This window comes from Neoluteolibacter marinus, assembly GCF_014904755.1.
GTDB classification, from domain to species: Bacteria; Verrucomicrobiota; Verrucomicrobiia; order Verrucomicrobiales; family Akkermansiaceae; genus Haloferula; species Haloferula marina.
The window spans coordinates 1-4,801 of sequence record NZ_JACZFQ010000062.1 but is presented as its reverse complement, the minus strand read 5'-3'; the positions used below and the strand labels follow the sequence as shown (position 1 = coordinate 4,801).

The following is a 4,801-nucleotide window of genomic DNA, read 5'->3' as shown; positions in this document are numbered from 1 at the left end:
GGTGCCTCCGACGCGGGCCCGGGCTCCCTCGGCTCCGCCCTCATCCCCGGCGGCGCCGCCGGCGGCACCCTGGTCGTCAACTTCACCGTGCCCGACTTCACCGCCGACACCGAGGTCGGCTTCGAGGTGTTCTTCAACGGCGCTTCGAGGGGAAGCGGCAGCTTCCCGTGGACCGACACGGATTCGAACTACATCGGCCTCGATGCCCGCGGCGCCTTCGTCAATTTCGAGGGCATCGCCATCGCCACCCACAATCCCGCGGCTCCCGCCATCTCGCTGCTCGCCACGCCGACCAGCGTTTCCGCCGGCTCGACGCTGGAAACGATCACCCTCGACTGGGAAGCCACCGCGGTGCCGGCGGGTGCCACCTACCGCATCACCGCCGACAAGGCGGTCAGCTTCCCGAACCCCGACGACACGGGCAGCGCCGGCTCGCCCGACGGATCCGGCTCGGTCGCCGTCAACGTCGACGGCACCCTGGGCGAGGTCGAGCTGGCCATCGAGCTGCTCGACGGCACCTCCGCCGTCGTCGCCCGCTCCGCGACCAAGGTTTTCCCGGTGGCCCCGGAGTTCCACGCCAGCCAGACCGCGGTGCGCTTCAACGAGAACAGCACCAGCGAGTTCCTCACGCTGAGCATCGACACCTTCGCCAACTTCCCGTCGGGGGCCACCTACGAGATCTCCGACGACAACAATGCGGCGGTCTCCTACTTCGGCCCGACCAGCGACGCGGCCGTCGACCCGCTGTTCATCGACCTGGAACTCGACCCCTCGCAGGGCCCGGTGACCTTCACGCTGCTGCTCAAGGACAGCCAGGGCGTGGTCTTCGACACCGTCACCTACACGGTCGCTTCCGCCCGCCCCGCTCCGGTCACGCTGACCAACCTGTTCTCCGATGACTTCGGCCGCTTCACCGGGGATCCCGCGATGGACGAGGACATCGACTCGTCGAACGCCGGCATGACCGGCCTGCTCGCTCCCGCCGATCCGCCGGTCGATTTCTACCGCGAGGTCTTCGAAGGCAGCGGCGCCCCGTCGTCGATGCAAATCACCACCTTCAGCAGCCTCGCGGCCGCCTACGGGCCGGGCATGTCCTGCTGGTCGATCAACCACAACTTCACCGACAGCCAGATCGCCGCCGACGGCGCTTTCAGCATCGCCTTCGACGCCGTGGTCATCAGCAGCGGTGCCAACGACCAGCCGGACCGCTACATCGGCTTCGGGCTCGGCATGAGCGAGGCCGAAGTCACCGCCATGGTGGATGAATCCAACATCACCGGCTATGGACCACGCGGCGCGGTCTTCGAAAACGTCAGCCGGGGCACCTCCGACTTCCACGTCTCGGTCGCCGAGACCGACATGGTGCAGATCTTCGCCAACGGCATCCTCGTCGGCGAGCATCCGGTCGACGGCAACGGCCTGTTCGGCACGGGCGGCGTCGCCACGCCGGCCGTGCGGATCCGCGCGGACGTCGCCTTCGCCGACCCCGTGACCTTCGCCGCGGGCAGCTTCGCCTATTACACCGTCTACTGCGACAACCTGTCGGTGGCCTCCGGCTACTTCCAGCTCACCCAGAGCGGCGAGAACCACGTCGGCTTCAGCGCGCGCGCCGCCAACAGCACCGAGCTCGACAACCTGGTCATCGCCACCGTCGCCGCCGCCGACATGCCCTATCCCGGCGACCCGGCCGATCCCTTGCCGGCGCTTGCCGTCACCGCCGCGGATCCCGCCGGCGCCATCGACCTGCAGCTCAGCGGCGCCCCCGGCGTGCGCTATGAAATCGAGAAGTCCCCCGATCTTATCTCCTTCGACGGAATCGGCGCACCGGGTGCCGGCATCCCCGGGTTCCCGAGCGCCACCCGCCACGGAGTCGCCGATGGCAGCGGCCTGCTGGCCCTCCCGGCCGTCGCCCCGCCCGCGGGATTCGAGGCCGCCGGCTTCTATCGCGGCAAGTCCTTCCACTGGCCGGCCCCCTGAGCGCGTCGTCGACGCGACGTCACCCCCGAGGCCGCCTCCCCGCCGGGAGGCGGCCTTTTGTGCGTTCAGGACCGGCGCGGGATCAAAAGGGAACACTTCGCGGGCCCGCGACACCCTTTCACCGCAGGGGCTGCGCCCGGATACCCATGCAAACGGGCGCCCCTGGAAGAAATCCAACCCAACACCGACCTGTGAAAAAAACCCGCTGGTTCCTGATGCTCTCGGCCCTGTTGCCGACGAGCCTCTCCGCCCAATCGATCCTCTTCAGCGACAACTTCGACCGCGCCGACAACCGCAACATCGATGCCGTCCTCGACGGCATCACCGACAACACCGGGGCCTCGCTGGCGGCGGACGCGGTCTATGTCCACCCCTTCATCGACCCCAACAATGCGCCGCCCCTCTACGGCGTCCAGGACGCGGGCGGAGCCAACGGCGGCGGTGCCCAGATCCTCACCAACCAGCTCCAGCTCGCCGTCGGCTCGGGCACCTCCAACGCCTACATCGACCACAACTTCACCAACGCGGAGATCCTCGCCTCCGGCGGTTTCTCGGTGACCCTCGACGTCAACGGCTACACCCAGACCTCGCGCCAACAAGGCGGCGGCTTTGCCATCGGAATGTCCAAGGCCGAGGCCGGCAGCGCCACCGATGCCACCGGGACCAGCGGCGGCTCCAACCCCAGCCTGACCGGGGCCTTCGCCGCGGACCCCTACGGCTTCACCGGCGGCCCGGTGCCGCCCCAGGTCGTGTCCGACTTCTGGGTCTGCCTGCGCGGCAACAAGTCGCTGTCCTGGGGCAGCAGCACCGGCAATGTCCTCGGCCTGGCCCAGGATGCCCTGCCCGCCAACACCGGCACCATCAAGGTCGACTTCTTCTTCCCCGACTTCAACGCCGGCACCACGGTCAACTACGAGGTCTTCTACAACGGCGAGTCCAAGGGCACCGGAAACTTCCAGTGGAGCGGCACCGATGAAAACTACATCGCCGTCGACGCCCGCGACTCGCAGTTCGTGAACCTCGACAACCTCGCCGTCGCGACCCTGCCGCCCTCGGTGAACCTCACCGCCACCCCCGCGACCGTGTCGAGCGCCGGCACCAGCGAACCCGTCACCCTCGACTGGTTCACCGGCGGCGACATCCCCGCCGGCGCCACCTACCGGATCCTCGACAGCAGCCTGGCGGTGATCGACTCGGGCACGGTCACCTCCAGCACCGGCACCTTCAACACCAGCGTCGACGGCACCCTCGGCGCGGAAATCTTCACCATCGAGATCTCTGACACCACCCCCGCGGTGATCGCCAGCGACGACTTCACGGTCACCACCGCCGACGTCACCATCACCTCGAGCACCCAGACCGCGGTCCGGCTCGATGAAACCGGGCCGGCCGAGTTTGTCACGCTCCACCTCGACGGTGCCAACTACCCCGCCGGCGCGACCTACGAGATCCTCGACGACAATGGCGCGGCGGTCAGCTACAGCAGCGCAACCTCGGGCGCGCTCTCGAGCCCGCTCGACCTGGACGTGACGGTCGATCCGTCCGCCGGCTCGGTCACCTTCACCGTGCTCCTCAAGGACAACCTCGGCAACGTCTTCGAAACCCGCACCTACGGGGTCGCCGCCGTGGCCCCCGCGCCGCCGATCCTCACCACCCTGTTCTCGGACAGCTTCGACCGCTACGAGGAGAACCCCGCCGACCCGCTCAACCCGGTCGAGAACCAGGACATCGACTATTCCACCGCCGGCATGGCCGGCAGCCTCGCCCCGCTCGACTACCTCGAGGTCCACGAGGCCAATGACCAGAACGGCGGAAACAACCGGCCGAACTCGATCCAGATCAACGCCTTCAACGCCCTCGAAGCGGCGGTCGGCACCGGCATGTCCTGCTGGGCCCCCGACCACAACTTCACCGATGCCGCCATCGCCACCGACGGCGCCTTCAGCGTGTCGCTCGGCTACTACCAGGTGAACAGCCCGGTCGACGACCGCTCCGACCGCTACGGTGGATTCGGCATCGGCCTCAGCGCCGGGGAAGTCGCGGCCTTCACCGACGAAGGCACCAACATCGGCAGCGGCCCGCGCGGCGCGATCCAGGTCACCGGCGCACCGAACAACATCGGCCGCGGTGCCGCCGACTTCTATGTCTCGATCGCCCACACCGACATGATCCAGGTCTTCGCCGACGGCATCGTGGTCGGCCAGTTCCCGGTCGACGGCAACGGCATCTTCGGCTTCGACGGCAATGCCAGCGGCACCCCGATCGTGATCCGCGCCGACTTCGCCTTCGCCGACCCGGTCACCTTCGCCGCCGGCTCGCACGTCTTCTACAAGGTCTACTGCGACGGCCTCTTCGTGACCTCGGGCTACTTCAAGCTGACCCAGAGCGGCGCCAACTTCGTCGGCCTCAGCGCCCGGGCCAGCAACCGGGTGGAGATGGACGACCTGACCATCGCCACCGTCGCCTCTTCCGACCTCGCCTACCCCGGCGACCCGGCGGACCCGCAGCCGTTCTTCGAGCTCACCGGCAGCACCACCGGTGCCGGCGCCATCACCTCGCTCGACTTCGCGCTCCTCGGCCAGCCCGGCGTCCACTACGACCTCGAGAAGAGCCTCTCGCTCGACTCCTTCGAGGGCTACGGCACCCCGGGCGACGGCGCGCTGAACCTGCCCAGCGGCACCGTCTTCGGCACCGCCGGTGAATCGGGCGAACTCGTCCTTCCCGCCGTCGCGCCCCGCGCCGGCTACGAGTCCCAGGGCTTCTACCGTGGCCGTGCCTTCCACTGGCCCGCCCCCTGAGCCCCGGGCTCTCCTCGTCTTCCCGC

General features: G+C 68.7%; 2 protein-coding genes. Both read left to right on the top strand.

Features of this window, described 5'->3' with window-relative positions:
* Positions 1-1,977 (top strand): hypothetical protein (locus tag IG178_RS12930; RefSeq protein WP_193212981.1); only part of this gene is annotated, 1,977 nt, incomplete at its 5' end.
* Between the two features lie 191 nt (positions 1,978-2,168).
* Complete coding sequence (locus IG178_RS12925; protein WP_193212980.1) at positions 2,169-4,775, top strand: hypothetical protein; 2,607 nt, start codon at positions 2,169-2,171, stop codon at positions 4,773-4,775.
* Positions 4,776-4,801 lie beyond the last annotated feature (26 nt).